Source organism: Mesorhizobium sp. Arg314 (assembly GCF_053714275.1).
In genome coordinates this window covers 1-423 of the sequence record NZ_JBSKBP010000265.1, presented here as the reverse complement: position 1 = coordinate 423, position 423 = coordinate 1, and the positions used below count along the sequence as shown (strand labels likewise).

1 pseudogene is annotated in these 423 nt (G+C 60.0%); it reads left to right on the top strand.

Going from position 1 to position 423, the window contains the following annotated elements:
- Positions 1–423 (top strand): annotated as a pseudogene (locus ACWGS9_RS35415) (hypothetical protein); the annotation flags it as partial.

Below are 423 nucleotides of genomic sequence, written 5' to 3'. Positions count from 1 at the left end.
CGGTTGGGCAGCGACAGCCGGCCTTACAGCGCCGGTTAGATTTGCCGGTGAAGACGACAATTTTAGCGCGGGCCTTGCCTATTCGGTAGACGCGCCTGCTTTCCTTGGCACCGCGGCCGACGCCGCCGCTTTCGCCGCGCGTTTCCCCACCCTCGGCCCGATACAGGGCTGGAGTGCGGTGGCTTCGTACCATCATAAATGGTCGGACAAATGGGAGTCGAACGCGTTCGTAAGCTATGTCGCGGTGAATCTTGATCTGTTCGCGACCAACCCCTCGATCAGAACCGAGCGATACGGCGTAAATTTGATCTATCGGCCTGCGGAAAAGTGGACGATCGGCGCGGAAGTGGATGCCCTCAGCACACATGTCGCGCTGAACGGCGCCGTCGGTCTTGTTCCGGGTGCCAATTTGAAAGGGACGAC